The 26,129-nt window shown below is 66.6% G+C and carries 23 protein-coding genes, 1 pseudogene and 1 riboswitch; of the genes and pseudogenes, 7 read left to right on the forward strand and 17 right to left on the reverse strand.

Translation table 11 applies throughout. The features are described from left to right. Positions 1–32 precede the first annotated feature (32 nt). The 7 genes and pseudogenes from AB4Y99_RS14250 to AB4Y99_RS14280 all read right to left on the reverse strand — a co-directional run bounded on the left by AB4Y99_RS14250 (position 33) and on the right by AB4Y99_RS14280 (position 7,039). The gene (locus AB4Y99_RS14250; protein ID WP_441523769.1) at positions 33–1,202 is read right to left on the reverse strand and encodes an NAD(P)/FAD-dependent oxidoreductase; all 1,170 of its coding nucleotides are present in this window, start codon (positions 1,200–1,202) and stop codon (positions 33–35) included. A gap of 5 nt (positions 1,203–1,207) precedes the next feature. Continuing rightward, a complete protein-coding gene (locus AB4Y99_RS14255) occupies positions 1,208–2,818 on the reverse strand; it encodes an FAD-dependent oxidoreductase (RefSeq protein ID WP_441523770.1) in 1,611 nt (536 codons plus the stop codon). 98 nt (positions 2,819–2,916) lie between these two features. Then, complete coding sequence (locus AB4Y99_RS14260) at positions 2,917–3,669, reverse strand: amino acid ABC transporter ATP-binding protein (RefSeq protein ID WP_441523793.1); 753 nt, start codon at positions 3,667–3,669, stop codon at positions 2,917–2,919. A gap of 102 nt (positions 3,670–3,771) precedes the next feature. Further along, positions 3,772–4,272 (reverse strand): annotated as a pseudogene (locus AB4Y99_RS14265) (ABC transporter permease subunit); the annotation flags it as partial. After that, complete coding sequence (locus AB4Y99_RS14270) at positions 4,269–5,009, reverse strand: amino acid ABC transporter permease (protein WP_441523771.1); 741 nt, start codon at positions 5,007–5,009, stop codon at positions 4,269–4,271. The gene AB4Y99_RS14270 and the pseudogene AB4Y99_RS14265, both read right to left, overlap by 4 nt. 118 nt (positions 5,010–5,127) lie before the next feature. After that, complete coding sequence (locus AB4Y99_RS14275; RefSeq protein WP_113253231.1) at positions 5,128–5,949, reverse strand: transporter substrate-binding domain-containing protein; 822 nt, start codon at positions 5,947–5,949, stop codon at positions 5,128–5,130. A gap of 88 nt (positions 5,950–6,037) precedes the next feature. Then, positions 6,038–7,039 (reverse strand): GlxA family transcriptional regulator, encoded by a 1,002-nt coding sequence (locus AB4Y99_RS14280; RefSeq protein WP_441523772.1) that lies wholly within the window; start codon positions 7,037–7,039, stop codon positions 6,038–6,040. 55 nt (positions 7,040–7,094) lie between these two features. On the opposite strand from AB4Y99_RS14280, the gene AB4Y99_RS14285 reads away from it, so the two are divergent. Genes AB4Y99_RS14285 through AB4Y99_RS14300 form a run of 4 tightly spaced genes read left to right on the forward strand, consistent with a single transcriptional unit; the run spans position 7,095 to position 12,236 of the window. Then, positions 7,095–8,345, forward strand: a complete 1,251-nt coding sequence (locus tag AB4Y99_RS14285; RefSeq protein ID WP_441523773.1) for a sarcosine oxidase subunit beta family protein — start codon at positions 7,095–7,097, stop codon at positions 8,343–8,345. A gap of 24 nt (positions 8,346–8,369) precedes the next feature. After that, entirely contained in the window at positions 8,370–8,645 is a 276-nt protein-coding gene (locus tag AB4Y99_RS14290) for a sarcosine oxidase subunit delta (protein ID WP_133561664.1), read from the forward strand. Beyond that, positions 8,642–11,626 (forward strand): sarcosine oxidase subunit alpha family protein, encoded by a 2,985-nt coding sequence (locus AB4Y99_RS14295; RefSeq protein WP_441523774.1) that lies wholly within the window; start codon positions 8,642–8,644, stop codon positions 11,624–11,626. The genes AB4Y99_RS14290 and AB4Y99_RS14295 overlap by 4 nt, the downstream gene beginning before the upstream one ends. Then, the gene (locus tag AB4Y99_RS14300) at positions 11,619–12,236 is read left to right on the forward strand and encodes a sarcosine oxidase subunit gamma (protein WP_441523775.1); all 618 of its coding nucleotides are present in this window, start codon (positions 11,619–11,621) and stop codon (positions 12,234–12,236) included. Before AB4Y99_RS14295 ends, AB4Y99_RS14300 begins: the two co-directional genes overlap by 8 nt. Positions 12,237–12,271: 35 nt before the next feature. On the opposite strand, the gene AB4Y99_RS14305 is transcribed toward AB4Y99_RS14300, so the two are convergent. The 3 genes from AB4Y99_RS14305 to AB4Y99_RS14315 form a co-directional block, all read right to left on the reverse strand. After that, positions 12,272–12,547: a hypothetical protein gene (locus AB4Y99_RS14305; RefSeq protein WP_441523776.1), complete on the reverse strand. Its 276-nt coding sequence runs from the start codon at positions 12,545–12,547 to the stop codon at positions 12,272–12,274. Between the two features lie 188 nt (positions 12,548–12,735). Then, positions 12,736–13,002 carry a 30S ribosomal protein S21 gene (gene rpsU / locus AB4Y99_RS14310; protein WP_441523777.1) on the reverse strand — a complete coding sequence of 89 codons (267 nt, stop codon included), beginning with the start codon at positions 13,000–13,002 and terminating at the stop codon, positions 12,736–12,738. A 140-nt stretch (positions 13,003–13,142) separates the two neighbouring features. Then, positions 13,143–13,352, reverse strand: coding sequence for a cold-shock protein (locus AB4Y99_RS14315; RefSeq protein ID WP_038361902.1), 210 nt, complete (start codon positions 13,350–13,352; stop codon positions 13,143–13,145). A gap of 538 nt (positions 13,353–13,890) precedes the next feature. Further along, positions 13,891–14,092: riboswitch (cobalamin riboswitch) on the forward strand. Between the two features lie 112 nt (positions 14,093–14,204). Here AB4Y99_RS14315 and AB4Y99_RS14320 point away from each other — a divergent pair. Further along, positions 14,205–17,120 carry a ribonucleoside-diphosphate reductase subunit alpha gene (locus tag AB4Y99_RS14320; RefSeq protein ID WP_441523778.1) on the forward strand — a complete coding sequence of 972 codons (2,916 nt, stop codon included), beginning with the start codon at positions 14,205–14,207 and terminating at the stop codon, positions 17,118–17,120. Between the two features lie 78 nt (positions 17,121–17,198). Continuing rightward, the gene (locus AB4Y99_RS14325) at positions 17,199–18,194 is read left to right on the forward strand and encodes a ribonucleotide-diphosphate reductase subunit beta (protein WP_441523779.1); all 996 of its coding nucleotides are present in this window, start codon (positions 17,199–17,201) and stop codon (positions 18,192–18,194) included. A gap of 184 nt (positions 18,195–18,378) precedes the next feature. Here the strand turns inward: AB4Y99_RS14325 and AB4Y99_RS14330 are convergent, their stop codons facing one another. The 7 genes from AB4Y99_RS14330 to AB4Y99_RS14360 all read right to left on the reverse strand — a co-directional run bounded on the left by AB4Y99_RS14330 (position 18,379) and on the right by AB4Y99_RS14360 (position 24,910). Next, complete coding sequence (locus AB4Y99_RS14330) at positions 18,379–19,398, reverse strand: Gfo/Idh/MocA family protein (protein WP_441523780.1); 1,020 nt, start codon at positions 19,396–19,398, stop codon at positions 18,379–18,381. After that, a complete protein-coding gene (locus AB4Y99_RS14335; protein ID WP_142020442.1) occupies positions 19,398–20,300 on the reverse strand; it encodes a sugar phosphate isomerase/epimerase family protein in 903 nt (300 codons plus the stop codon). The genes AB4Y99_RS14330 and AB4Y99_RS14335 overlap by 1 nt, the downstream gene beginning before the upstream one ends. Continuing rightward, complete coding sequence (locus tag AB4Y99_RS14340) at positions 20,297–21,133, reverse strand: carbohydrate ABC transporter permease (protein ID WP_038361913.1); 837 nt, start codon at positions 21,131–21,133, stop codon at positions 20,297–20,299. Before AB4Y99_RS14340 ends, AB4Y99_RS14335 begins: the two co-directional genes overlap by 4 nt. Then, positions 21,130–22,029 carry a carbohydrate ABC transporter permease gene (locus tag AB4Y99_RS14345; RefSeq protein WP_441523781.1) on the reverse strand — a complete coding sequence of 300 codons (900 nt, stop codon included), beginning with the start codon at positions 22,027–22,029 and terminating at the stop codon, positions 21,130–21,132. Before AB4Y99_RS14345 ends, AB4Y99_RS14340 begins: the two co-directional genes overlap by 4 nt. 67 nt (positions 22,030–22,096) lie before the next feature. Continuing rightward, positions 22,097–23,317: an ABC transporter substrate-binding protein gene (locus AB4Y99_RS14350; protein WP_441523782.1), complete on the reverse strand. Its 1,221-nt coding sequence runs from the start codon at positions 23,315–23,317 to the stop codon at positions 22,097–22,099. A 22-nt stretch (positions 23,318–23,339) separates the two neighbouring features. Then, positions 23,340–24,269 (reverse strand): alpha/beta hydrolase, encoded by a 930-nt coding sequence (locus AB4Y99_RS14355; RefSeq protein ID WP_441523783.1) that lies wholly within the window; start codon positions 24,267–24,269, stop codon positions 23,340–23,342. Further along, on the reverse strand, positions 24,266–24,910 hold the full coding sequence (locus AB4Y99_RS14360; protein WP_441523784.1) for a GntR family transcriptional regulator: 645 nt from the start codon (positions 24,908–24,910) through the stop codon (positions 24,266–24,268). Before AB4Y99_RS14360 ends, AB4Y99_RS14355 begins: the two co-directional genes overlap by 4 nt. 90 nt (positions 24,911–25,000) lie before the next feature. Between AB4Y99_RS14360 and AB4Y99_RS14365 the strand changes: the two genes are divergently transcribed. Continuing rightward, complete coding sequence (locus tag AB4Y99_RS14365; protein WP_441523785.1) at positions 25,001–26,125, forward strand: mandelate racemase/muconate lactonizing enzyme family protein; 1,125 nt, start codon at positions 25,001–25,003, stop codon at positions 26,123–26,125. Positions 26,126–26,129 lie beyond the last annotated feature (4 nt).

Genomic DNA, 26,129 nt, shown 5'->3' on the forward strand with positions numbered 1-26,129 from the left:
GACACTCGCTTGAGGCTCCGGCCAGCACTGTCTCACGCAGCCAGAACTTCCGCTGCCGCCGTCACCTGCCAGCCCTGCAATTCGCGCCAGTTGGGCTCCAGCGCGGCGAAGCGGGAGAGCTTGAAGCTCGAGATGTCGGCGAAGCCGCATTCGCCGTCGACGACCAGATCGCGGATGGCGTGGCCGCTCGCCGGTGACAGGCCGAACCCGACGCTCGACAATGTCGCGACCACGACATTCGCCTGCGAATCCAGCCGGTCGATGACGGGGCGGCCATCGGGCGTGTTCTCGATGACGCCGGCCCAGGAACGGATGATCCGGGCATGGGCCGCCTTGGGTAGAAGCTCGGCGAGGCGCTTGCCCATATGCAGCATCAGCGGCGTGGTCGGCTTGGCCGGCGTGCCTTGCTCGGCGAGTGCGAGCCATTCATGCGGGCCGCCGCCATAGGCGAGATTGCCGCGCAGGGTCTGGCGCCCGTAGAGGCCGCAGCCATCGACGCCGCCGAGCGGCATCAGCGGCAAGGGCTCCGTCACGATCATCTCGCAGCGGGCCGACTGCACCGGCACCTCCTGTCCCAGCATCGCCGAGAGGCGCCCGGTCTGCGGGCCGGCGGCGAGCACGAGGCTGTCGCAGCCGATGACGCCGCGATCGGTCTCGACGGCGGTCACGCGCCCGCCTTCGCTGCGGAAGCCGGTGACGGTGGTGTGCTGCAGGAGACGCCCGCCATGATCCTGCATCGCCCAGGCATAGCCCTGCAGCGTGCGGTGCGGGTTGGCATGGCCGCCGAATTTGTAGTGGTAGCCGCCGACGATGGTGTCGCCCGCCAGCGGCACCATCTCCTTGGCCTGCCTGACGTCGAGCACCTCGGATTGGAAGCCCTGCCGCTCGGCATTGCGCAGGGCGCGGCCGTAAAGCGCCATCTGGTGTTCGCTGGAGGCGAGGCGGATGCGCTCGCCCCGGAACTCCGTGGGATAGCCGAGCATCTCGTCCAGGATCGGCCAGAGCCGCTGCTCCTCGGCAAAGAGCGGCGAGTGGTGGTGCGAGCAGCCGCCGCCATTGCGGCCGGAAGCCTCCCAGCCGATCAGGCCCTTCTCCAGCACCAGCACGTCGACGCCGCCCTGCGCCAGCCACCAGCCGGCGGAGAGGCCGGTGACGCCGCCGCCGACGATGACGACGGAAGCTCCCTTGATCTCATTCATCATGGCTCTCACTCGCTCGCGACGGGGCCGGTCGCGTCGTTGCCCGCGACGGTGTAGCGTTCCGGCACCTCCCAGAACGGTCGCCACTGCGCATGCATGCCGAACCAGGTGTCCCAATACTCGGCCTGCTCCGGCGCTTCCGGCACATGCGTTGTCATCGATAKGGGCATTGGTCGCGTCGGAGCGCGGTAGCCGGCCAGCGGGATCGCCGAGAGTGGTTGCGCGGCGCCCAGCGCCAGCAGGGCCGCGACCTGCTCGCGGCAGCGGCGACCCTGGCAGGGGCCCATGCCGGCGCGGGTCAGGCGCTTGACCTGGTCGGGATTGGGCGGGCCGTCGCCGAGCAGCGCCGCGAGCGAACGATCATTGCGGCGCTCGTTCTGCCAGTCCAGATAACGCGGCGGCCGGACCTCGAGAATCTCGCGGGCCGTCACCTCCTCGCATTGGCAGACATGAAACTCCGCGCGCGCCTCGACGACGCTCGCACGGACCCAGGCCAGGCGATAGGCGCTGATATCGTATTCCGGCGCCGGCGGTTGCGAGGCTGTTGCTGTGATCGCCTCCACGTCGAGGGCCGCGACGGCGCAGGCGGCTTCCGCCTCGGCGATCGCGCGGTCGCGGGTCTTCGTCGCCCAGATGCCGGCGCAGTCGCCGATCGCATGGATGTTCGCGATGCTGGTGCGCTGGTTCGCATCGAGCACCGGCGCATAGCCTCCACGCTCGGGCTGGAACGCGACCTTGCCGCCGGCGGCATCGAGCAGGTCGATGACCGCGGTCGTGCCGACGGCGAGCACGATGCCGTCGCAGGCGAGGCTGCGTTCCTCGGCCGAAGGCTTTCCGGCCTCGTCGAGCTTTGCGAGCAATGCCGCCTCGACACCGTCGCGGCCGGCTGCCTCGCGCACGACATGGCGGGTCAGGATCTCGGTTCCGCCCTCGCGCAGGCTGGCCAGCAGCGCCGCGTCGCCAACGATCTCCGCGGCCTGCTCGACGACCGCCGCAATGCTGGCGCCGGCCTCCCGCAAGGCGAGCGCCGTGGTCAGCGCCTCCGTGCTCGAGCCAAGAACGACGAGCTTGCGCGGACCGAGCGCGCCGTAGCGCGTCGCCAGAGCGAGCGCGGCGGTGGCGCCCATCACCCCCGGCTTCTCCCAGCCGGGGAAGCCGAGCCCCATGTCGCGCCGGCCGCAGGCGAGGATGACGTGCCGCGCCTGGACGAGAAAGCTGCGCTCCTCAGCGGCCAGGCCCGCGACGAGGCCGGGCATCCAGCCGAGAGCTGGGCCATTGGCGTAGAGCCCCCAGCAGGCGGTGCCGAGGCGCAGGTCGATGCCGGCCTCGAAAGCCTCCGCGATCCGCGGTTCGGAGGCCACGAATGCCTCCATCATGGCGTTGCGATTGCGGGCGCTGGCCGCCATGCCCTGCCCGAAATGCAGCGGCACCTCATCGCCCATCGTCTTGAACGGCACGGGGTTCTCGTCGATCAGCAGCACGCCGAACCCGCGCGCAGCCGCCCCGATCGCGGCTTCGAGGCCGGCCGGACCGGCACCGACGACGAGGACATCGACATTTTCGTCGATGGTCAGGGGCTTGCCGGTGACGGATTTGGGATCTGAGGCCGGGATGTTCATGGATACCCCTCTCGAATGACGCCGTTCATTCCTGGGTCGATGGCCCGTGGCGGCTGGCCAAAATGCGATATCGGCCCGCCCGGAGACGGCATGGCGCGTCACAGAACCTGTTCAAGGAAGGCACGGGTGCGCGTCTCGCGCGGCGCACCGAAGAATTCGGCCGGCGGCGCGTGCTCGACGATTACGCCGCCATCGGTGAAATAGACATGGTCGGCGACCTCGCGGGCGAAGCCCATCTCATGGGTGACGAGGATGCAGGTCATGCCCTCCGCAGCGAGATCGCGGATGGTGACCAGCACCTCCTTCTTGGTCTCGGGGTCGAGCGCGGCGGTGACCTCGTCGAACAGCATCACCTTCGGGTTCATCGCCAGCGAGCGGGCGATGGCGACGCGCTGCTGCTGCCCGCCCGAGAGCTCGCCCGGATAGGCGTCGTGCTTGTGCGAGAGGCCGACCTTGGCGAGCAGGCGCCTGGCCCGCTCCTCGACCTCGGCGCGGTCCTGCTTCAGCACATGGAYCGGCGCCATCATCACGTTCTGCAGCGCGCTCTTGTGCGGGAAGAGATTGTACTGCTGGAAGACGATGCCGACATCGCGGCGCAGCGCGAGCTTGTCGAGCGCGGGGTCGTTGACTTGCCGGCCGGCGACCGTGATCGAGCCCTTGCTGATCGGCACCAGCGCGTTGATGCAGCGCAGCAGCGTCGACTTGCCCGAGCCCGAGGGGCCGATGATGCAGACGGTCTCGCCGCGGCGGATGGTCAGGCTGACGTCCTTCAGCACTGGGAAGGCGCCGAAGGCCTTCTCGACGCCCTCGACCACGACGACCGGCTCGCCGAGTTCATGCTTGGCGGCCATGGTCATCCCTTCACGTTGAAGCGGCGTTCGATCGCCATGGTGAGCCGGGCGATCGGATAGCAATAGGCCGGAGGGAATCGAGCGGATGCCGCCGCGCACGATCTCGGAGACATTGGCCGCGACCGGCAGCGCGAGCCCGATGATCGCCTTGAACCAGGCCGGAAAGGCGATGGTGAACGGGCCGAGCCTGATCTCGAAGGGCAGCAGGAACATCGCGTAGAACAGCAGGACGAGCCAGGGCGCGTTGCGGAAGAACTGCGTCGCGGCCCAGGCGGGCTTGCGCAGAGCGGCCGAGGGCGAGACCTGCCCGATGCCGAACAGCACGCCGACAGCCGTGCCCAGCGCCATCGAGAGGAAGCTGATCAGCAGATTGAACAGGAAGCCCTGGAAGATCAGCGGCGCCCAGCGCAGCAGGATGGTGAAGGCCCCGTCACGGGTTGCCGGCCCGGTGGCCTGGGCGACAGCCAGGGAGGCGGCGAAGAGCAGCGCGATGCTGGCGACGACACCGAAGCTCAGGATCGCCGGCGCGGCGAGCCCGCTCGATGCGATCGGCGCTGCGCGGAATGGTTTCAGGACGGGGAGGTCGGTGGCGCCGGTCTTCATGGCATGTAACCGGGAATGCGCATGGCCTTCTCCCAGCGATGCATCACCCAGACCAGCACGGCGACCAGCAGCACATAGGTCACCAGCAGCACGTTCATCATCTCACGGACGTTGAAGACCTCGGACCAGATCTGCGACGCCGCATAGAGCAGTTCCGGYACGCCGATCGCATAGGCGAGGGTGGTCGTCTTCACGAGATTGACGAGGTTGTTGTTCAGCGCCGGCAGGCAGATGCGGAAGGCCAGCGGCAGCACGATCTGGCGCCAGAGCTGGAAGCGCGTGTAGCCGAGCGATTCCGCCGCCTCGACCATGGTCTCGGGCACGGCCTCGATCCCGGCACGGAAGATCTCGACGTTGAACGCTCCGGCGAAGAGCGAGAAGGCGATGATCGCCCAGCCGGTGCCGCTGACGAAGGGGGACCGCCCGCCGAAACCGTCCGACACGGTGGGCAGCAGGCCGCCGACGGCGAAGTAGAAGAAGGAGAGCTGCACGAGCGGCGGCGTGTTGCGGAAGAACTGGACGTAAGCCCGCACCAGAAGCCGACCGAGCCGCGAATGGCTGCTGGCGACCCAGACACCGACGAGACCGATCGCGAGCGAGGCCAGGATGGACACGACGCAGATATAGCTCGTGGTCCACAACCCGGTCAGGAAGCGGGAGCGATCGAAAGCGTCGTAGAAGATCGAGAAATTGAGGCCATGAACATCGTTCAGGCGTTCGAAGAAGGCGGCGATCATGTCCGAAACCTCGGGCGGCCTTGGTGCGTCATGGTCGGGCTTGACCCGACCATCTCGGAAACCAGAGCCCTCTGGTCATGAGATTCTCAGGCGCAAGCCCGAGAACGACGCCCCGAGGTTACGCGCCGCCCTTCAGCTTTTTGTTCGTCTCGATCAGATACGGGCTCTGCTTGATGCCCCATTTGCTCTCGAGCGCCAGCAGCTTGCCGCTCTTGTGCCACTCGACCGACATGTCCTTGAGCAGCTTGCCGAAGCCGCCGTCGAGATCGTCGAGCCGCACGCCGATCGCCCAGAGCTGCGGGTCCTCGGAGGTCAGCGGCATCTCGTAATTGGCCCATTTCGGATCGCCGCCCGACAGCGTCGAGACGATCAGCGTGTCGTCGAAGAGGAAGGCGACGCAGTTGTTGCCCTGCAGGGCGTTGAGCCCGTCCGGCACCGAGGGGAACACGACGAGGTCCGGGGAATACATCTGCGAGACCCGGCGGTTGTAATAGGCGCCCTGCACGGCGCAGACCTTGCGGCCCTTGAGGTCTTCCCACTTCTTCAGCCCGGCGCTCTTGGGCGCGAGCACATTGGTGGCCCCCGCATAATAGTTAGGCTCGATCATGCCGATCTGCTTGCGTCGCTCGGCCGTGTCGCCGAGCGTCGCCAGGATCATGTCGATGCGGCCCTGGCGCAGGAACTCGATGCGGTTGGCGGCGATGACGGGGACCATCTCGAGCTTGACGCCGAGCTTGTCCGCCACCTCCTGCGCGAGATCGATCTCGAGGCCGACGATCTTGCCCGACGGATCGAGGAAGCCCCAGGGCTTGTAGTCGTTCTTGACGCCAACGGTGAGGACGCCCTTCTCCTTGATCTTGGCGAGCGTGTCCTGCGCGAGGGCGGGCATGGCGGCGAGCGTGGCGGCTACAGCGAGCGCCAGAGCGGTCAAACGTTTCATCGGTCGCGATCCCCTGTCTTTTTTTGAAGCCCTAGACTTCCGGTGGATCGACGCGTGGAATTGACCCCATGCGACGCTTTCTTGACATTCAGCGTCGAGCGATGGGGTGCTGCGGCAGTCTCTCGGATCGCGGCGGATGGCCGAAGCGCCCGCTATAGCTGCGGGAGAAATGGCTGGCGCTGGCGAAGCCGCAGGCGAGCGCGATTTCCAGGACGGAAAGGCTGGTCTGCCGCAGCAGGTCACGCGCGCGGTCGAGGCGCAGCCCCAGGTAGTGCTCGCCGAGAGAACGGCCGAGATGTTGCCGGAACAGSCGCTCGAGCTGGCGCAGCGAGACATTGGCGAGCCGGGCGAGGGCTTCGCGGGGCTCGGGGTTCTCGATCGTCTGCTCCATGCGGCCGATGACCCRCAGCAGCGGAGCATGCGCGATGCCGAGCCGCTCGCGCAGCTTCATGCGCTGGGGGTCTGCGCCCTCTCGGACCTGGGTTTGCAGGAACCATTCGCTGACGGCCAAAGCGAGGTCGCTGCCATGCTCGCGGGCGATCACGGCATGCATCATGTCGAGCGGGGCGGTGCCGCCGCTGCAGGTCAGCCGGTCGCGGTCGATTTCGTAAAGCGAGCGGCGCAGATCGAGGTCGGGGTATTCTTCCAGGAACGCGGCCGCGTGCTCCCAGTGGATGGTGAACCGGTAGCCGCTCAGCAGATTGGCCCGCGCCAGCAGATAGGGCCCCCCCGAAACGCCGCCGATCCGCACGCCGCGCCTAGCCTGCTGCCGGAGCCAGGAGAAGGTCGGCTGATGATGGAAGAGCGCCGGATTTCCTCCGGCACAGACGAAAAGATAGTCGAGCCGAAGCTCGGCACCGATATTGGCGTCCGGTGCGATGGCGACGCCGTTCGAGGCCGGGGCGGGCGTTCCGTCGATCGAGATGTGGCTCCAGCGGTAGAGCGAATGGCCGGAGAGCCGGTTGGCCGCACGCAACGGCTCGATCGCCGAGGCATAGGGCAGCAGCGCGAAATCCGGGATCAGCAGAAAGCCGACATGGGTCGGTGCGCTGTCGTCGCTAACGGGCAATCGGATGTCGCTATCGAGCATGTCGCGGAGCCTATGTCGGTCAATCTCCGGATGACAAGACCGCCCGGACTCCTCGATGCGCTATTCCGTCTTCTCGCTGCTCGCCCAGGCCCTTCAGGGTCACAAGGGCTGGACCCCGGCCTGGCGCGATCCCGCGCCCAGGCCCGAATACGACGTCGTCGTCATCGGCGGCGGCGGGCATGGCCTGGCGACGGCGCATTACCTCGCCAGCCGGCACGGCATCACCAATGTCGCGGTGCTGGAGAAGGGCTATCTCGGCTCCGGCAACGTCGGCCGCAACACCACGATCATCCGCTCGAATTACCTGCTGCCCGGCAACACGCCCTTCTACGAGCTCTCGATGAAGCTTTGGGAAGGGCTGGAGCAGGACCTGAACTACAACGCCATGGTCAGCCAGCGCGGTGTCCTGAACCTCTTTCATTCCGACGCGCAGCGGGATGCCTTCGCCCGGCGCGGCAATGCGATGCGGCTCGCCGGGGTCGATGCCGAACTGCTCGGCAGCGAGCAGGTAAGGGCGATGCTGCCCTATCTCGACTACGACAACGCCCGCTTCCCGATCCGGGGCGGGCTCCTGCAGCGCCGCGGCGGTTCGGCTCGGCATGACGCCGTCGCCTGGGGCTATGCACGCGCCGCCGACAGCCGCGGCGTCGACATGATCCAGAACTGCGAGGTTACCGGCATCACCATGGCCGGCGGGCGGGCCGTCGGCGTCGAGACATCGCGGGGACCGATCCGGGCGAAGAAGATCGCCATGGCCGTCGCCGGCAATTCGTCACGGGTGGCGGCGATGGCGGGCCTGCGCCTGCCGATCGAGACCCATGTGCTCCAGGCCTTCGTCTCGGAGGGCCTCAAGCCCCTCATCGACGGCGTAGTCACCTTCGGCGCCGGGCACTTTTATATCAGCCAGTCGGACAAGGGCGGGCTCGTCTTCGGCGGCGACATCGACGGCTACAATTCCTACGCCCAGCGCGGCAATCTGCCAGTGATCGAGGACGTGATGGAATCGGCCATGGCGCTCTGGCCGGGGCTCGGCCGGGTGCGGATGCTGCGCCATTGGGGCGGCGTGATGGACATGTCGATGGACGGCTCGCCGATCATCGACCTGACGCCGATCGAGGGGCTCTATCTCAATTCCGGCTGGTGCTATGGCGGCTTCAAGGCGACGCCGGCCTCCGGCTTCTGCTTCGCGCATCTGATCGCGACGGGAGAGCCGCACCCGGTCGCGAGCGCCTATCGGCTCGATCGCTTCGCCACCGGGCGCCTGATCGACGAAAAGGGCGCCGGCGCCCAGCCCAATCTGCACTGACCGCGCGCTGCCCGAGGATCCCCGATGCGCATCACTTGCCCCCATTGCGGCGCGCGCGACGCCCAGGAATTCACCTATCTCGGCGCGGCCGATCCGCAGCGGCCCGACGGGATGGCAGCGACGGAAGCGGCGATGACCGAGTACGTCTATCTGCGTGACAATCCGGCCGGCAGCCACCGCGAGCTCTGGTATCACGGGGCCGGCTGCCATGCCTGGCTGGTCGTGACCCGCGACACCCGCACCCACGCGATCGCCTCGGTCGAGGCCGCCAGGGCGCGCAAGGCGGGAGCCGCGGCATGAGCGGGCAGCCCTTCCGTCTCGCCTCCGGCGGCCTTGTCGATCGCAGCCGGCCGCTGAGCTTCAGCTTCGACGGCAGGTCCTATCGCGGATTTGCCGGCGATACGCTGGCTTCCGCGCTGCTGGCGAATGGCGTGCGGCTCGTCGGCCGCTCCTTCAAATATCACCGCCCGCGCGGCATCCTCTCGGCCGGCCCGGAGGAACCGAACGCGCTGGTCGAGTTGCGCTCCGGGGCCCGCCGCGAGCCGAACACGCGCGCCACGGTGGTCGAGCTGTTCGACGGGCTCGACGCGGCCAGTCAGAACCGCTGGCCCTCGCTCGCCTTCGATCTGCTCTCGATCAACGGATTGCTCTCGCCGGCGCTGGTCGCGGGCTTCTACTACAAGACCTTCATGTGGCCGGCGGCCTTCTGGGAAAAGCTCTACGAGCCCCTGATCCGCCGTGCGGCGGGCCTCGGCCGCGCGGCCGGCTTAGAAGATCCCGACCATTACGAGAAGGCCTTCGCCTTCTGCGACGTGCTGGTGATCGGCGGCGGCCCGGCCGGCCTTTCCGCCGCGCTCGCAGCGGGGCGCAGCGGCGCCCGCGTCATCCTCTGCGACGAGGATTTTCGCCTCGGCGGGCGCCTGCTGGCCGAGAGGCGCGAGATCGATGGCAAGCCGGCGGCCGAATGGCTGGCGGCGACGCTGGCCGAGCTCGCAAGCCTGCCCGAAGTGCGGATCATGCCGCGCACCACCGTCTTCGGGCTCTACGATCACGGCATCTATGGCGCGGTCGAGCGCGTCGGCGATCACCTGCCCGAGCCGGCGCCGCATCAGCCGAGACAGCGCGGCTGGCGCATCCATGCCAAGCGCGCGATCCTCGCCGCAGGCGCACTGGAACGGCCGATCGTCTTCCCCGGCAATGACACGCCGGGCGTCATGCTGGCGGGAGCGGCGCGCACCTACGTCAACCGCTACGGCGCATTGCCGGGCCGCGAGGCGGTGTTGTTCACGGCCGGGGACGATGGCTGGGCCACGGCACGCGATATCGCCGCAGCCGGTGGCCGCATCGCTGCCATCGTCGATGCCCGCGGCGACTCAGATCCCGCCCGCAAGGCGCTCGCCGACAAGCTTGGTGCGAGGCTGTTCGCAGGCGGCGCGGTCGAAGGCACGCGCGGCGGCCGCCACCTCAGCAGCGTCACCATCCGCGATGCATCCGGCGCGACGACGGCACTCGGCTGCGATCTGCTTGCCGTTTCGAACGGCTGGAACCCGACGCTCCATCTGACCTCGCACCAGAACGGCAAGCCGGCTTGGGACGAAGGCCTGCAATGCTTCGTGCCGGGAACCTTGCCGGCGGGCCTCGCGGTCGCGGGGAGCGCGGCCGGGCATTTCGCCCTGGCTCAGGCGCTGGAGGACGGCGCGCGGCTCGGCCGCGAGGCTGCCGCCGATGCGGGGCTGACGCCTGCGCCGCCGGACCCCGTGCCTGCGACCGATCCCGAGACGACCGCGCTGCGGCCGCTCTGGCGGGTGAAGGGAACGAAGGGCAAGGCTTTCGTCGATTACCAGAACGACGTCACCGACAGGGATGTCGAGCTCGCGGCGCGCGAGGGTTTCCGGCCGGTCGAGCATCTCAAGCGCTACACCACGCTCGGCATGGCGACCGACCAGGGCAAGACCTCGAACCTCTCCGGTCTCGCCATCATGGCCGAGCAGACGGGCAGGACGATCCCGCAGACGGGCACCACGACCTTCCGGCCGCCCTATACGCCGGTGGCGATCGGCGCGCTCGCGGGCCATCATCGCGGCAAGGAATTCAGGCCGGTGCGGCTGGCGCCGACCCATGACTGGTCGCGGGAGCAGGGCGCCGTCTTCGTCGAGRCCGGCCCATGGCTGCGSGSGCAGTATTATCCGCGCCCCGGCGAAAACGACTGGCAGGCGACGGTCGATCGCGAGGTCAAGGCCGTGCGCGCGAGCGTCGGCCTCTGCGACGTCTCGACGCTCGGCAAGATCGACATCCAGGGGGCGGAGGCCGCCGAGTTCCTGGAGCGCGTCTACATCAATGGCTGGAAGGCCCTGCCGGTCGGCAAGGCGCGCTACGGCCTGATGCTGCGCGAGGACGGCTTCGTCATGGATGACGGCACCACCTCGCGGCTGGGCGAGCACCATTTCCTGATGACGACCACGACGGCCAATGCCGGCAAGGTGATGCAGCATCTSGARTTCTRCCATCAGGTGCTSTGGCCGGAACTCGATGTCCGCATGGTCTCGGTCTCCGAGCAATGGGCGCAAGCTTCCATCGCCGGGCCCAAGGCGCGCGAAACCCTGCGCGGCGTCGTCGATCACGCGCACGACATCTCGAACGAGGCCTTCCCCTATCTCGCGGCGCGCGCCGTGACGGTCGACGGCGGCATTCCGGCGCGGCTGTTCCGGATCTCCTTCTCGGGCGAATTGGCCTATGAGCTGGCGGTCCCGGCCGCCTATGGCGATGCGATGATGCGCGCCCTGATGCAGGCCGGCCAGCCCTTCGGCATCACGCCCTATGGCACCGAGGCGCTCGGSGTGATGCGCATCGAGAAGGGCCATGTCGCCGGCAACGAGCTCAACGGCCAGACCACGGCGCGCGATCTCGGCCTCGGCAAGATGATGTCTTCGAAGAAGGACTACATCGGCCGCCTGATGGCGGGCAGGCCGGCCCTGATCGAGCGGGACCGGCCGTCCTTCGTCGGCTTCAAGCCGGTCGATCCCTCCCAGCGCCTGCGGGCCGGCGCCCATTTCATCGGCATCGGCAAGGCGGCGGTGATGGAGAACGACGAGGGCTACATGACCTCGGTCGCCCATTCGCCGCATCTGAATCACTGGATCGGCCTCGGCCTGATCCGGAACGGCGCCGGTCGCATCGGCGAGCGCGTGCGCGCCTATGATCCCGTCCGAAACGGCGACATCGTCGTCGAGATCTGCTCGCCCGTCTTCGTCGATCCGGAAGGAGATCGCCTCCATGGCTGAGATCGCGACCTCATGGCGCCCGCGCAGCGCCTGGGCCGGCATCGCGCAACCCGGCTCCTTCGGCGCGAAGGGCGAGACCGGCGTCGTTGCGACTCTGCTGGATGGTTTCGGCCTGGCGACCCTGATCGCTGAACCGGGTGCGGCGACGTCCCTGTCGCGGGCCGTCGAAGGCCGGCTCGGCATCGCGCTGCCGGAGATGCCGAGGATCGTATCGGGCGGGGCCCATGACGCGATCTGGGCGGGGCCGGACCAATGGCTGCTGCGCGCGGCTTCGCGCGACGGCTTCCAGCCATTGCTCGATGAATTCGCGACCCATGCCGCTGTCAGCGATCAGAGCGATGCGCGCGCCGCCTTCCGGCTTCAGGGCCCCGGGACCCGCGATCTGCTGGCGAAGGGCGTGATGCTCGACCTGCATCCTTCGGCCTTCGGCGTCGGCGAGACCGCCGTGACGAGCGTGGCCTATCTCGGCGTGCAGCTATGGCGCCTCGCCGACGGGCCGGACGGAGCCGTCTTCGAGATCATGGTCGCACGCAGCATGGCGGGAAGCTTCTGGTCCTGGTTCGCCGCAGCGGCAGCCGAGTTCGGCTGCCGGGTTGCTGACCAAGACTGACGGCAACGCCTCGCGCACCATCCTTCGGCTGGAGATCAGGAAGAAGCGGTTCTCCGCCGAACAACGGTCTTGGCGGGCTTTGCTCGCGTCTTGGCTGGCGGCACCGCCGCGGCGGCCTCGGCGTCGGCGGCTTCCTTGGCGAGCCGCAAGGCCCGCAGTTTTGCGGTGCGTTCGCGGACGGCGATCTGCTCCACCCGCAACGCTTCCAGGGCCGTTTCGGCCTCGGCGCGGCGTTGCGCTGCGAGCGTCGCTCTGCTCTSGGCCCGCAATTGCGCCTCTTCCGGCGGAATTCTGTTGCTCGACATCGGCAAACTCCTTCTCGAACGCAGGACGCCAGGGCGTCAGCGGCGTTTTCCGGCAGCACGCTCCTGCATGGATCGAACGGCTTCGGGCAGAACCTTGCGTGGGGCTCGGCTTCGATCCTCGCCGGCTCGGCCTGGCGAGCAGGCCCGGCGATCGGCGAAATCCTGCGGATTGAAGCCCAAGCCCAAATCCTGGCCTATCGTGCCTGCGCGGGTGCCTGGCCGGGCCGTGCCGGCCRTTCCACACGCTTCGGCATCGGCAGCAATCCTTCGCGCTGAGCCTGCTTGCGTGCTGCCTTGCGGGCGCGGCGGATGGCTTCGGCCTTCTCGCGGGTTCGCCGCTCGGACGGCTTCTCGTAGGCGCGACGCGCCTTCATCTCGCGAAACACGCCTTCACGCTGCATCTTCTTCTTGAGGACGCGAAGCGCCTGGTCGACGTTGTTGTCGCGAACGAGAACCTGCATTCGAATTTCCCTTCTGATGCAAACAAAAAGGGCCGGGTTGATCCCGACCCCTCCGTGGCTATCCGCCGCTCAATCGAACGGGCGCCGGTACATCCGCGGTCGCCGCTGATCTCGATTGACGCGCCGGATGGCGTCTGGCCTCACTCGGCCTGCAGGTTGTCCGCAGACACCTTGCCGGAGCGCTTGTCCTGCACCAGCTCATAGGAGACCTTCTGGCCTTCCTTCAGCGTGCGCAGACCGGCACGCTCCACGGCGCTGATATGGACGAAGGCGTCCTGGCCGCCGTCTTCCGGCTGGATGAAACCAAAACCCTTGTCGGTGTTGAACCACTTAACTGTGCCACTGGCCATGCTGACCTCCTGTAAAGGCTATTGTTCATGCGCCGCGGGTGCAGCGCATTTTTCGATTTGAGCAGGAAGTTCGTCAGCAGTGCGCGATGAAAGCGCGGGGCCAATTCGTTCGGCCTAGATCGATGTTTCTATCATGGTACTTATAAGACACATTGTCAAATGGAAGGTTTTATCTCGCAATATTTTCGGAAAATCAGCCGGGCGCCAAATCGACCGACAGCAACCGTGTGACCCGGCCTGAGACGCGCCATCGCGATATGCTGGGGCGGCTCGGCAGCCATCGCAGACAGCTCGTGGCGGTCGCGAATTGCGCGAAGCTCGGGAACGGGGCGTGCGTCGATCATGGCGGGCGGCGAAGGGGCGCTAGCGCTTGAGGCGCGAAGCATCGCTCGACGCGGTTTCTCCGAAGCGAAGGCAGAGCCGGCGTCATTGCCGAACAGTACGAACAGGGTAGGCCGGAGGCCGCGCGGCGATCCCCGATCTTCACAGGCGCCGGACGGCGGCATCACGACCTGTTGACAGGCGATGCCCTTTAGCTACTAGATCTGGTGGTCGATGGTCTCTCGAATCGCAAGATCGAGAGCTAAGAGGGAAGCCGGTGAGAGACCGGCGCTGTCCCCGCAACTGTAAGCGGCGAGTTCACGTCCAGGATTAAGTCACTGAGGCTGCAAGGCCTTGGGAAGACGGGACGAGAGCGCTGACCCGTGAGCCAGGAGACCTGCCGCGACCTCGTATACGTCCTCGGGCGGGGTGTCCCGGTGGTGCGCTTGGCAGGTCGCGGCCTTGTGGTGCCGCGCGCCTTCTCGACGCAACCGCTCTGGCCTTTGCCCCCAACATTTGGGGTTGATGCCGATGTCTCTTTCCATTGAAGCCGAGCGGCCTGCCGCCGCTCCGTCAGCCGCAGAGCCGACACTGTCGAAGCTCGCTGCGAGCGAGCCCGGCTACCAGATCATTCGCCGCAACGGCGCGGTGACGCCGTTCGATCCCTCGAAGATCACCGTGGCGTTGACTAAGGCGTTCCTCGCCGTCGAAGGATCGAACGCCGCCGCTTCGCGCCGCATCCATGAAGCGGTCGCGGAGATGACAGAGCAGGTCGTCGCGGGGCTGACCCGCCGGGCCGCGACCGGCCGCACTTTCCATATCGAGGATGTGCAGGACCAGGTCGAGCTCGCCCTGATGCGCGGCGAACACCACAAGGTCGCCCGCGCCTATGTGCTCTATCGCGAGGAGCGGGCGCGCGAGCGGGCGAGGGCGGTTGCCGAGACGAAGCCTGTCGCCTCCGCAGCTCCCTTGCTGCACATGAAGCTCGCCGACGGGACGCTTATCCCGCTCGACGCCGGCCGCCTCGACAAGGTGGTTCGCGAGGCTTGTGCCGATCTCGACGGCGTCTCGGCCGAGCCGGTCCTCACCGAGGCGCGCCGCAACCTCTATGACGGCATCTTGCTCGACGAATTGGCGCTGGCGCCGATCCTTGCCGCCCGCACGCTGATCGAGAGCGAGCCGAACTATGCGAAGGTCTCCGCGCGCCTGCTGCTGGACAAGCTCCGTCGCGAGGCGCTGAGCTTCGTCCATGGCCGCGCCGAGCAGGCGACACAGGAAGAGATGTCAGTGCTTTATGCCGACTACTTCCATGCTTACCTCAAGACCGGCATCGAAAACGAGCTGATCGACCCCGAGCTCGGCCGTTTCGACATCGCCCGCATCGCCGCGGCCCTGAAGCCCGAGCGCGATCTCCAGTTCGACTATCTCGGCTTCCAGACGCTTTACGACCGCTATTTCCTGCATGTCCGGGGCAACCGCTTCGAGCTGCCGCAAGCCTTCTTCATGCGTGTCGCSATGGGTYTSGCSATCCGCGAGATCGAYCGCGAGGSCMGGGCGATCGMMTTCTACGAYCTGCTCTCMTCCTTCGATTTCATGGCCTCGACGCCGACCCTGTTCAACTCGGGCACGCTGCGCCCGCAGCTTTCCTCCTGCTTCCTGACCACGGTCGCGGACGATCTCGATGGCATCTTCAAGGCGGTGAAGGACAATGCGCTGCTCGCCAAGTACTCGGGCGGCCTCGGCAATGACTGGACGCCGGTGCGCGGTCTCGGCGCCCATATCAAGGGCACCAATGGCGAGAGCCAGGGCGTCGTGCCGTTCCTGAAGGTCGCCAACGATACGGCGATCGCCGTCAACCAGGGCGGCAAGCGCAAGGGGGCGGTCTGCGCCTATCTCGAGACCTGGCATGTCGACATCGAGGAGTTCCTCGATCTCCGGAAGAACACCGGCGACGACCGCCGCCGCACCCATGACATGAACACGGCGAACTGGATTCCCGACCTGTTCATGCAGCGCGTCGAGGCCGGCGCCGACTGGACGCTGTTCTCGCCCGATGAGGTGCCGGACCTGCACGACCTCTATGGCAAGCCGTTCAAGGCGGCCTACGAGGCTTATGAGGCGAAGGCAGCCGCTGGCCAGATCAAGGTCTTCAAACGGGTGAAGGCGCTCGACCTCTGGCGGCGCATGCTGACCATGCTGTTCGAAACCGGCCATCCCTGGATGACCTTCAAGGACGCCTGCAATCTGCGCTCGCCGCAGCAGCATGCCGGCGTGGTGCATTCCTCGAATCTCTGCACCGAGATCACGCTCAACACCTCGGCCGACGAGGTGGCGGTTTGCAATCTCGGTTCGGTCAACCTCGCCGCGCATGTGACGCCCGATGGGCTCGATCAGGCCCGCCTTGCCCGCACCGTGAAGACCGCGATGCGGATGCTCGACAACGTCGTCGACATCAATTTCTACACGATCCCGGAAGCGCGCCGCTCGAACCTGCGCCATCGCCCGGTGGGCTTGGGGTTGATGGGTTTCCAGGACGCGCTCCAGACACTGCGTCTGCCGGCGGCCTCGGAAGGCGCCGTCGCCTTCGCCGATACGTCGATGGAAGTGATCAGCTTCCATGCGATCCAGGCCTCGGTCGATCTCGCCGCCGAGCGCGGGCGCTATCCGAGCTTCGAGGGGTCGCTCTGGTCGAAGGGTATCCTGCCGATCGACTCGCTCGACATCCTCTCGGACGCTCGCGACGGCGATGCCGAGCTGGATCGTTCGTCCACGCTCGACTGGGAGGGCCTGCGCGAGCGGGTGAAGACCACCGGCATGCGCAACTCCAATACGATGGCGATCGCGCCGACCGCGACGATCTCCAACATCGTCGGTGTTTCGCAGTCGATCGAGCCGTCCTACAGCCAGCTCTACGTCAAGGCGAACATGTCGGGCGACTTCACGGTGGTGAATGCCGGGCTCGTCCACGACCTGAAGGCGAGGGGGCTTTGGGACGAGGTGATGGTCTCCGACCTCAAATACTATGACGGCAAGGTCAGCGGGATCGACCGCGTCCCGGCCGATCTCAAGGCGCTTTATGCCACCTCCTTCGAGATCCCGACGGAATGGCTGATCAAGGCCGCCGCCCGCCGGCAGAAATGGATCGACCAGGGCCAGTCGCTGAACCTCTACATGGCGCAGCCCTCGGGCCGGAAGCTCGACGAGGCGTATCGTCTGGCGTGGCGGCTGGGCCTGAAGACGACCTATTACCTCCGGGCGCTGTCGGCGACCCATGTCGAGAAATCGACACTCAAGGGCACGGACGGCAAGCTCAATGCGGTCTCGGCCACCGTGCCGGTCGCAGCCAAGGCCGCCGCGCCGATCATCGTCGACATACCCTTGGAGAACGGCATGACCGTCCCCAACGCCTGCTCGATCGACGATCCGACCTGCGAAGCCTGCCAGTAACCCGCCGTCATTCCACCTCTCGCGTCATTCTCGGGCGAAGCGAAGCGCAGACCCGAGAATCTCCGGCAGGACAAGGCGTTGGAGCCTCCTTCGGCACGAGATGCTCGGGTCAAGCCCCTGCCGCTCAAGTACAAATGGGCCTGGGAAAAGTACCTCTCCGGCTGCAACAACCACTGGATGCCGACCGAGGTCTCGATGCAGGCCGACATCGCCCTGTGGAAGTCGAAGGACGGCCTCAGCGAGGACGAGCGGCGCATGCTCAAGCGCAATCTCGGCTTCTTCGCGGCCTCCGAGAGCCTCGTCGCCAACAACATCGTGCTGGCGATCTACCGGCACCTGACCAACCCGGAATGCCGGCAGTACCTGCTGCGGCAGGCCTTCGAGGAGGCGATCCACACCCATACATTCCAGTACATCGTCGAGAGCCTCGGGCTCGACGATGGCGAGCTCTTCAACATGTATCGCGAGGTGCCCTCGATCACCGACAAGGCGGCCTGGGCGCTGAAGCACACGCAGAGCATCGAGGACCCGGACTTCAAAACCGGAACGCCGGAAAACGACCAGGCCCTGCTGCGCGACCTGATCACCTTCTACGTGATCTTCGAGGGCATGTGGTTCTACACCGGCTTCGCSCAGATCCTGTCGCTCGGCCGGCGCAACAAGATGGTCGGCATCGCCGAGCAGTACCAGTACATCCTGCGCGACGAGTCGATCCATCTGAAYTTCGGCATCGACGTCATCAACCAGATCAAGATCGAGAACCCGCATCTCTGGACCAAGGCCTTCCAGGAGGAGGTCCGAGGCATGCTGCGGGAAGCCGCAGAGCTTGAGGCTGCCTATGGCCGCGACACCATGCCGAGGGGCTTCCTCGGTCTGAACGCGGCGCTGTGCGAGCAGTACATGCACTTCATCGCCAACCGCCGCTGCGCCCAGCTCGGCCTGCCGCCGGTCTTCGGCGAGACCGAGAACCCGTTCTCCTGGATGAGCGAGGCGATGGACCTGAAGAAGGAGAAGAACTTCTTCGAGACCCGGGTGATCGAATACCAGAACGGCGGCGCGCTCAGCTGGGAGTGAGCCGGTGACAGGGATACCGCTCACCACGCGCCGGTCATCGACCCCTGGCAGGCAGAAACGAATGACCCATCACGGCTCTTTCCGGACACCGTGAATCGCATCTCAGGCCAAATGAATCGGCCCTGAGCCTAGCGATGGAGAGCTGTCGGCCCCGGACATTGCTCCTTCATGTCCGGGGCATCGATCACCGATGCGCATCGGCTTCGGCGGAAGCGATGGCCTGTTCGAGGAGGGCGAGCGCCCGTGCGCCCGCCGCCGCATCGGGAAAGTCCAGTGTCTCGCCGCGCGCCGCCCGCACGAAATCGCCGAGGATCGCGTGATAGCCCTTGTGGTCCTCGTTGGCGGCGACCGTGAAATTGGGCTCCCAGACCAGCGTATCTTCGCTGTCGACAAGGCTGGCGTCGGGGCGCGACACCTTGAAGGGAGGGCTGCGGAAATAGCGAACCTCATGCAGGTTGCGGACCTCGACGCGACGGTGGTCGCCCATCACCTGCCACCATTCCATCGGCGTGCCGCGCGACTGATGCGTCCCCATGACGAGCGTGCCGATGCCGCCGTTGCGGAAGCGGAAATCGACATGGAGCAGCAGCTTGCCGGGTTCCAGCTCGTGCCGGCGTGCGCCGACTATCGCGACCTCGCCCATCAGATGGGGGATCAGGTCGAAATAATGCACGCAGTGATGCAGATAGAAGCCGGTATAGTCGACATCCCCCGCGAAGTAGGTCGGCGCCGTCATGTACTGGCCGAGGAAGCTCGCGGTTTCCCCGAATTCCGGGGTGTGGATGACATTGGCCGCGATGCGATTGGCGGTGGAATACCGCTTCATGAAACCGACGACGACCGGAACGCCCCGGGCCTTGGCGGCATCCGCCAGTTCCTGCGCTTGCCGCGAGGTTGCGGCCGGCGGCTTCTCGATGAAGAGCGGCAATCCCCGCGCGATCGCTGCGAGGCCGACCTCGTGATGCTGTCGCGGCCCCATGGCGAGGCCAACCGCGTCGATGTCGGAGCGGGCGAGCAGGGCGTGCCAGTCGCTCAGTTGGTTCTCGGGCGCGACACCGTAGCGCCGGCCGGTGGAGGCGAGGTTGTCGGGCGAGATGTCGCAGATCGCCTGCAGGACGACGTCGTGCCGCGTGACCTGCGGCAGCAGCATCTCGTTGGCATGGGTGCCGCAGCCGATCCAGCCGAGGCGCAAGGGGGATGTCATCACGCAATTCCCTTCGTCGTCGCGAGCCTGTCGGCGAAGGCGAGCGTCGCCTTGAGATAGTCGATGCTGGCCTTGAGCTCCGCATCCTCGTTCCGGGTGGGCGCGCGCCATTGCGCCAGCGTCACGCCTGCCGCCTCGTCGTCGCGCCGGAACGGCTCCAGCACGATCGGGCCCTGATAGCCGGAGGCCGCGAGGGCCCGTGCGATCGACGGCCAGTCGATATGGCCCGAGCCGACGAAGCCGCGATTGTTCTCGTTCGCCTGGAAATGCACGAGCCGCGATCCCGCCAGCCGGATCGAGGCAGCGAGATCGTATTCCTCCATGTTCATGTGGAAGGTATCGAGCATCACGCCGACGGCAGGCGAGGCGACGGCCTCGACATAATCCAGCGCATGGCGGCAGGTGTTGCACATGTCGGTCTCGAACCGGTTCAGCGGCTCGACGCCGAGGACGACGCCCTTGTCGGCGGCGCGTTTCGCGGCCTGCGTCAGCCCGCGCACGACGGCATCGACCCGCCGGCGGCGCTCGGCCGGCTCGACCGGTTGCGGCGCCCGGCCGGCGAAGACGAGCGGCGCGCCATAGAGCGGCCCGCCGACGATTCCCGCCCCCAACGCGGCAGCGATGTCGACGCATTGCTCGAGATAGGCGATGCCGGCTGCATGCGCCGCCGGGTCGGCGCTGGCGAGATCGCGGGTCAGGTTCACCCGCGCCGCCAGTACGATCGAGAGGCCGGCATCGGTGGCGGCGGCCTTCGTCTCGGCAAGGTCGAGCTCGCCCGGCTCCGGCACCAGCAGTTCGACCACATCGGCCCCGGCCTGCTTCATGCGCCGGAAGGTCGGGAAATGCTCGCGCCCGAAGGGGCGCGCATAGAACATCGAGATCACCCCGATCGCATTGGTCATGATTTGACTGCTCCTGCCGTCAGGCCGCCGACGAGGCGCTTCTGCACAAAAAGGAAAAGGATGGTGACGGGCAAAGCGATGATCGTGCCGCCCGCGGTGAGGACGCCCCACTGCACCGTGAATTCGCCGATGAACAATTGCAGGGCGACGGTCACCGGCCTGACCGTCTCGCCCGAGAGCATCATCGCGAACAGATATTCGTTCCACGAGGTGATGAAGACGTAGATCGCGGTCGTGACGATGCCGGGCATCACCAGCGGCAGCACCACCAGCCGGATCGTCTGCAGGCGCGAGGCCCCATCGATCGTCGCGGCTTCGTCGAGATCTTTCGGAATCGCGTTGAAATAGCTGACCAGCATCCAGATCGAGAACGGGATCGAGAAGGTCGAATGGCCGATGATGACGCCGATGAAGGTGTCGATCAGCCCGAGCGTCCGCATCAGCACGAAGAGCGGGATGATSAGCAGCACGATCGGGAACATGTTGATGACGAGGAAGCCGGTCATCAGCATGCGCCGGCCGCGGAAGCGGAAGCGCGAGAACGAATAGGCGGCCGGCACGCTGGCTGCCAGCCCCAGCACGACGGCACCGCAGGCGATGACGAGGCTGTTCAGCAGGTTGACCGGGAAGCTCGTGCGCTGGATCAGCGTTTGATAGTGCTCGAAGGTCGTGCTGCTCGGCAGGTAGCGCACCGGGAACTGCGAGAGGTCCGCATTCGGCTTGATCGAGGTCAGCAGCATCCAGACGAAGGGCGCGAGCGCGAAGGCGAGCACCAGCAGGACGGGGATTTCGACCTGGATCAGATTGCGGGCGAAGGAACGGCGCCGGATCATCGCTCCATCTCCCCGGCCTGCCGGCGGACATAGAGCCAGACGATGCCGAGCAGGATCGCCGTCAGCATCAGCGAGAGCGAGGCGGCATAGCCGAACTCCATGCCGGTATAGGCACGCAGGAAGGCGTAGAGCGGCAGCGTATGCGTGGCATAGCCCGGCCCGCCGCCAGTCATCACCAGGATGACGTCGAGCGAATTGGCGACCCAGATGACGCGCAGCAGTACGGCCGTGGTCACGATGCCGGCGATCGAGGGCAGGGTGACGTGGACGAACTGGCGCCAGGGGCTGGCGCCGTCGATTTCGGCCGCCTCGTAGAGCTCTCCCGGCACGGTCTGCAAACCCGCCAGGATGGTGACGGTGAAGAATGGGAAGCCCTGCCAGACCAGCGCCAGCATGATGCAGGCCAGTGCCGTGGAGGGCTGGGCGAGCCACGGATGCGGGGCCGAGATCAGGCCGAGGCGCAGCAGGATGTCGTTGAAGACGCCAAGATTGAAGTCGTAGATCCAGGTCCACATCAGGCCGATGATCACGCTCGGCAGCGCCCAGGGGATGATGACGAGCGCGCGCGCCATGCCGCGCCACCAGAAGCTCTGGTTGAGCAGCAGCGCTGCCACGAGACCCAGCAGGAGCTGGAGCGACACGATGCCCGCGACCCAGATCGCAGAGTTCAGTAGCGCGATCCAGAAGACCTCGTCCGAGAGCGCAGTCGCGAAATTCCGCAGGCCGACGAAGCGGAAATTGTCGGGGTCGTAGAGAATGTAGTCGTGCAGGCTGTACCAGGCCGTCTGCAGGACCGGAAACAGGATGACCAGCGCCGTCACCAACAGTGCCGGCAGCAGGAAACCATAGGGTGTCGCCGCGCGAAGCATCGCGCTGCTCGCCGTCGTCTTGTTCATGGCCTCGTCCCTGTAGATCGATGGCTGGCGCCGGGTTTGGCCCGGCGCCGCGCGATGCGATCCGGCCTCAGCCGTGGAAGGTCTGCTCGACCGCCTTCATGAGATCGTCGGGATTCATCCCGCCGGTCAGCGCCCTCTGCAGGTTGGTGGGCAGGACGCGGCCGACGAAATCCGGCGTCTTCACATGGTCGGGGAGGGGCTTTGCGATCGGCAAGGAGGCGTCGCTCGCCTCGACGAAGCGCTTGGGATGCACGGTCCAGCTCTTCGCATCCGAGATGGTGATCGGCAGCTGGCCGCTGAGCTTGGCCTGCTCGGCATTGTTCTCGGCGCTCGACAGGAAGCTGATCCAGCGGAAGGCCGCCTCCTTGTTCTTGCTGCCCGCGAAGATGGCGTTGGACTCGTCGCCGAAATAGGTCCAGCCGCGGCCATCCGGCCCGCGCGGCACCGGCACGGCCGAGACCTTGTCGCCGAGCGCCCCAACGATCTCCGCGACCGAGCCGATATGGTGGATCGCCATCCCGGTCCGGCCGGCCTTGAAGGCATCGACGATCTGGCGGAAGGCGTCGGTCGGCGCCGAGGGCGGCGCGACCTTGTGCTTCACGGCGAGGTCGACGAACCAGCGATTGGCCGCGAGCGCCTTCTCCGTGACCATGCCACCCTTGTCGAAGCTGGCGCCGCCGCCCAGCACGAACGGCCCCCAATTGTCGTGGCAGCCGGCGCCGCCGCGCATGCCGTAGCCGTAGATGCCGTCCTTGGTCAGCGCCTTGGCGGCTGTGAGGAAGTCGTCGAAGCTCTTGGGCGGCTGGAGCCCGGCCTGTTGAAGCAGGTCCTGCCGGTAATAGAGATAGATCACGACGTAGTGCAGCGGCATGTAGTACTGCTTGCCGTCGGGCGAGCGGTTGATTGTCCAGACGTCGTCGGAAATGTCGCTGYGGCCTTTCCAATTGGCGAGGAAGCCGTCGAGCGGCTCCAGCGCCTTCATCTGCGAGAAGCGCGAGAGATAGGACAGGCGCACCATGGCGCAGTCGGGCTGGTTGCCGGCGACCAGGGCCGAGAAGATGCGGTTGATATAGTCGGTGCCGCCGCCCCAGGGGATCGGCTCGGCCTGGATCTTGATGTCCGGGTTTTCCGCCTCGAATTTCGCGACGAGGCTGGCCGGCGTGTTCTGCGGATTGTCGTAATGATACCACCAGCGCACCGTCGCCTTGCCTTGGGCAATGGCTGGTCTGGCGGCCTCGAAGGAGAGCGCGGCCGCTCCCGCGAGTTTCATGAAAGTCCTGCGTTCCATGACGTTCACTCCCTGAATTTTTTTATAGTCGTTCGGTGATGTAGGCGGCTCCGGCGTCGATCATGGCCTGCGCCGGAGCGAGCTTGCGGCTCATGCGCAGGCAGCCATGGATGACGCCGGGTACATGGTCGTGGCGGAAGGCGACGCCCGCTGCCGCGAGGCGATCCGCCAGACGGATGGTGTCGTCGACCAGCGGGTCGAGCCCGCCGACTGTCAGGTAAAGCGGCGGCAATCCGCGGAGGTCGGCATGCAGCGGCGCGGCGAGCGCCGGAGGGGCGTCGAAGGCCGCGCCGAGATAGTTGCGCCAGTACCAGCGCATATTCGCAGTGGTCAGGATGTATCCCTCGCCGAACCGCGCATGGCTGCCGGTTTCGAAGTCGGGGGCGTAGCAGCCATAGAACAGGGCGGCTGTGGCGGGGAGGGCAAGCCCCGCATCGCGGCGATGGATCATGGCCGCGAGCGCGAGCGTCGCGCCGGCCGAGTCCCCGGCAAGAGCCCAGCGCCGCGCATCGACATCGGGGCCGAGTTCGCCGCTGAGCCCGAAGGCGATGGCGCCGAGCGTATCCTCCAGCGGGATCGGATAGGGGTGCTCCGGCGCGAGGCGATAGTCGAAGCCGAAGACGGCGCAGCCCGACGCCACCGCGAGGGTCCGCATCGTGCCGTCATGGGTGTCGACCGAGCCGAAGGTCCAGCCGCCGCCATGAACGTAGACGATGACCGGCAGGGCGGTTCCGGGCTTGGGATGATAGAGCCGCCCGCGCAGCATAGCGCCGTCAACCTGCACCGCGATCTCACGCGCCGGTAGGTCGGGCGCGCCTTCGTTCCAGGCGATGGAGCCGGCATCGGCGGAGGCGCGGGCCTCCGCGATCGGCAGGGTCTTGAAATCGACGCCCGGCGCCGCCGCGAAACCGGCGAGGATGCGAGCCATCTGCGGATCGACGAAGGCGCTCACGCGGCCACCTCGTCGCCGCCTTGAATGACGATCGTATCGATATGGGAGCCGAGCGCTGCGGCGAGTCCGCTTCCATCGCCGGCAGCGAGGCGCTCATAGAGAATGTCGTGGCGTCGCGCCGTCTCAATCAGCGGGCGGCGATGCTCCGGCGCCCAGAGCTTGTAGCGGTTCGAGTGCATGATGCAGCGTGCCAGGATCTGCCCGAGGGCATCGAGGCCGGAGAGCCGGAACAAAGCGAGGTGGAAATCCTTGTCCGCCTCGATGACGCGGTACTCGTCGCCCTCCGCGGCGGCTTCCATCATCGCTGCCAGGATGCCGCGCAGGTCTTCGAGAGCCCGCCCGTCGGCATGCAGCGCCGCCTTCAGCGCGCCGCGCGTCTCGATGCGGCGGCGCAGCGCCAGCATCTCGTCGGCTTCCTCTTCCGTCAGCCGGGTCACGATCGTCCGTCGCCCCGAGCGGACGACGAGCCCATCCTCCTGCAGGCGCAGCAGCGCCTCGCGGATCGGGCCCTGACTGCAGCCGATCTCATGGGCGAGGCCGAGCTCGGTCAGGACCGTCTCCGGGGTCAGCTCGTTCAGGATGATCCGCCGTTTGACGATGCCATAGACCAGATCGGACGGGCGGCTGAGCTTCGGAATCAAGGCGCGTGCCTCGCTGGACAAGGTCTGTCGATATGAATATCGATATCATTATCGATAATGATGTCAACGCAGACTGCCGCAGGAAAGCTGATGGGTCACAGGATTCGGAAGATCGACGTCCACCTCGTCTCCGCCCCGGTCCTCGGCGGCTTCGCGGACGCGACGCGCAAGGTCGAGACGATCGGCTTCGTGATCGTCCGCATCACGACGGATCAGGGACTGGAGGGGATCGGCGTCACCTATCACGAGGTCGGCGGCGAGGCGACCTGCGAGTTGATCAACCGCAACATGGCGCCCAGGCTGATCGGCCGCGACCCGCTCGAAACCGAGGCGATCTGGCAGGAATTCTTCCACTATCTGCGCGGCGTCGGCCGCAAGGGGCTGATGTATTGCGCCCTCAGCGCCGTCGACATCGCGCTCTGGGATCTCAAGGGGAAGATCGTCGATCTGCCCCTCTACAAGCTGCTCGGCGGGGACCGGACCAAGGTGCCGGTCTATGCCAGCGGCGGCTGGACCTCCTATTCCGACGACCAGCTCGTCGACGAGATCAAGGGCATGGTCGCGCGCGGCTTCACGACCGTGAAGTTCAAGGTCGGCTTCGACGGCGGCCGCAATCCCAGGCGCGACGTCAAGCGCGTCCGCAAGGTCCGCGAGGCGGTCGGCCCCGACATCAACCTGATGGTCGATGCGAATAATTCCTTCGATGCGGCAACGGCCGTGCAGCTCGCCAACCGCATTCGCGAATACGACATCTTCCTGTTCGAGGAGCCGGTCTTCGCCGACGACATTCCCGGGCTCGCCCGCTTCAAGCGCGGCACCGATATCCCGCTGGCGACGGGCGAGCACGAATACACCAAGTTCGGCGTCAGGGACCTGCTCATGCACGACGCTGCGGACATCGTGCAGGTCGATGGCGCGCGGGCCGGCGGCTATACCGAGATGCTGAAATGCGCCGCTCTGACCCAGGCCTGGAACGTCAAATTCGCGCCGCATGCGATGGAGAACCTCCATCTGCATCTCGTCGCCGCCGTGCCGAACGCGCTCTTCCTCGAGCGCCTGCTGATGTTCGAGGACATCACCGCACAGGTCTTCGACGGCGCGCCGCTGCCGATCGACGGCCATATGCATGTGCCAGACCTGCCGGGCCTGGGCCTCAAGCTCAACATGGATTTCATCCGGGAGCGGGACGAAACCTCCCCGGCGAGTCATGCTTGAGCAG

It is taken from the genome of Allobosea sp. TAB14 (assembly GCF_052113865.1).
In the GTDB taxonomy this organism is placed as follows: Bacteria; Pseudomonadota; Alphaproteobacteria; order Rhizobiales; family Beijerinckiaceae; genus Allobosea; species Allobosea spartocytisi.

Coding starts and splice junctions, on each gene's coding strand:
- AB4Y99_RS14300 (WP_441523775.1), top strand. CDS start 11,619: ATGGCTGAGATCGCGACCTCATGGCGCCCGCGCAGCGCCTGGGCCGGC.
- AB4Y99_RS14335 (WP_142020442.1), bottom strand. CDS start 20,300: ATGACCAATGCGATCGGGGTGATCTCGATGTTCTATGCGCGCCCCTTC.
- AB4Y99_RS14285 (WP_441523773.1), top strand. CDS start 7,095: ATGCGCTATTCCGTCTTCTCGCTGCTCGCCCAGGCCCTTCAGGGTCAC.
- AB4Y99_RS14330 (WP_441523780.1), bottom strand. CDS start 19,398: ATGACATCCCCCTTGCGCCTCGGCTGGATCGGCTGCGGCACCCATGCC.
- AB4Y99_RS14365 (WP_441523785.1), top strand. CDS start 25,001: ATGGGTCACAGGATTCGGAAGATCGACGTCCACCTCGTCTCCGCCCCG.
- AB4Y99_RS14315 (WP_038361902.1), bottom strand. CDS start 13,352: ATGGCCAGTGGCACAGTTAAGTGGTTCAACACCGACAAGGGTTTTGGT.
- AB4Y99_RS14250 (WP_441523769.1), bottom strand. CDS start 1,202: ATGATGAATGAGATCAAGGGAGCTTCCGTCGTCATCGTCGGCGGCGGC.
- AB4Y99_RS14290 (WP_133561664.1), top strand. CDS start 8,370: ATGCGCATCACTTGCCCCCATTGCGGCGCGCGCGACGCCCAGGAATTC.
- AB4Y99_RS14275 (WP_113253231.1), bottom strand. CDS start 5,949: ATGAAACGTTTGACCGCTCTGGCGCTCGCTGTAGCCGCCACGCTCGCC.
- AB4Y99_RS14345 (WP_441523781.1), bottom strand. CDS start 22,029: ATGAACAAGACGACGGCGAGCAGCGCGATGCTTCGCGCGGCGACACCC.